Source organism: Verrucomicrobiia bacterium (genome assembly GCA_035460805.1).
Taxonomy (GTDB): domain Bacteria; phylum Patescibacteriota; class UBA1384; order CAILIB01; family CAILIB01; genus DATHWI01.
In genome coordinates, this window is the sequence record DATHWI010000081.1 from 1 (window position 1) to 1938 (window position 1938).

Consider the following 1938-nt stretch of genomic DNA (forward strand, 5'->3'; position numbering starts at 1 on the left):
GTGCAAATCGTGGAGAGATTCTGACTGGGGATAGGGACCGGATCGTGTGTGGCGAGGATTTCGCCGCGGGCCTAGTTGAGTGGACTGAGCAGCAGCAGGCGCATTACAAAGCTCTTCTCCATCGACTCCACCCACAATAGAAGATCAAGACTAAGGTTCCTGTGAGGACTAGGACCATCAATCCCCTCCCCTTCCCAAAGCGTTGAGGTACGAAGTCTTCCTGCTGGGCATCAATTGGCATGGAGGATGTTTCAGCACGAGGCATGGAGTTGTCTCTATTGGCGATCATCTCACGCTTAACGCGCGGGTTCTCAATTATTGTAGCTACGGAATGCCCTAGACGTTTCTGCATAGTCTTCTTCAATTTGAGGTGGACCACGGAAATCGGGCCAGTGCTGAAGTTGTAGTTTTGGAGTTGGGCGGGCTGGAGTAAACCAGAACCCGACATTCGAAAATGAAAGCCAAACGTAGAAGACACGATCCTGAATTCAAGGCCCGGGTGGCGCTTGAAGCGCTCAAAGGCCACAAGACCATCTCTGAAATAGCCAAGGAGTACGACATTCATCCAGTGCAGGTTTCGGATTGGAAAAAGACGCTCCAGACTGGCATGGCGGGAGTCTTTGGCCAGGACTCTGTCCAGTCTGACCATGAGGAGCACGAGCGTGAGCGTGCGCAGTTGCACTCCAAGATTGGAGAACTGACGGTGAAGGTGGACTTTCTGCAAAAAAAGTCCAAACAGCTCGGCATCTGGAACGACCTGCCGAGCTGGTCGAAAAAGAACACCCCCTCTTGAGCATGAGAACCCAATGTGATTTGCTGGGGGTGAGCCGCTCAACGCTGGGTTATGTGGCAGTGCCTGAGAGTAGGGAAGACCGCCGCCTTTTGAGGCTGCTGGACGAGCTTTATCTCAAGGATCCGTGCCTTGGGACGCGGCGTCTGGTGAAGGTGCTGGAGCGCGATCATGGCCACAAAGTCAACCGTAAGCGCTTGCAGCGTCTGCGTCGCCAGATGGGGCTGGAGGCCATCTACTGTCGACCCCGCACGAGCGTGCCTGGAGAAGGGCATCGCATTTACCCGTACTTGCTGCGTGAGCTGGCTGTGGAGCGTCCCAACCAGGTGTGGTGTGCCGACATCACCTACGTGCCGATGCCACGTGGGCACGCCTACCTGTGTGCGGTGATGGACTGGCATTCGCGCAAAGTGGTGGGGTGGAAGCTGAGCAACACCATGGATGTGAGCCTGTGTCTTGAAGCGTTGGAGATGGCAGTGAAGGAGACCGGAACCAGACCGGAGATCTTCAACACTGACCAGGGCAGCCAGTTTACCAGTGAGCCGTGGATCAAGCGGCTTGTGGAACTGGAGGTGCGCATCAGCATGGACGGCAAAGGGCGGTGGATGGACAACGTGTTCATAGAACGCCTGTGGCGGAGTGTGAAGTACGAGGAAATCTACCTGCGCGAACATGCGACAATGCTGAAGTTGGAAGGCGGGCTGGCGCGATGGTTTGAGCGCTACAACACGTGGCGGCCGCACGAGAGCCTGGGCTACGACACCCCACAGCGAGCGTATGAAGGGATAGTAGTCCTGCCGCCGACACCGCCCAGGATGCCACTGGCCTTGGCAGCCTGACCAACCCCTGTGCCCCCCGGCAGGGCGGTCCGACCGAAGGGGTTGTTGCACTTCAGGCCCTCCGCTTCGCTCCGAGCCATTCGTTTCACAACCCCTTCGGTCGGAAGAACAATGTGCCCGTTGACATCAAGACAGAACCAACCTAACCCCATGAACAGCCAGCCCACCACAGCTTAACTTCCAGCAACTCTGGCCGAAGCGCGGGGTCCACCTCACTGGGTTAGGCAGGGCTTCTCTAGACGTGTCTACCACTAAATCCCAAGAGAAGCGATGAGCGCATGCATTCAATAGACAAGAGGCGTAAATTGA

At 56.5% G+C, this 1938-nt stretch carries 1 protein-coding gene; it reads left to right on the forward strand.

Translation table 11 applies throughout. From position 1 onward, the window contains the following. The first annotated feature begins 454 nt into the window (after positions 1–454). A protein-coding gene (locus VLA04_03060; protein ID HSI20661.1) for an IS3 family transposase occupies positions 455–1629 on the forward strand; the annotation gives its coding sequence in 2 pieces (ribosomal slippage) (positions 455–731 and positions 731–1629; 1176 coding nt in all). Positions 1630–1938: the final 309 nt, after the last annotated feature.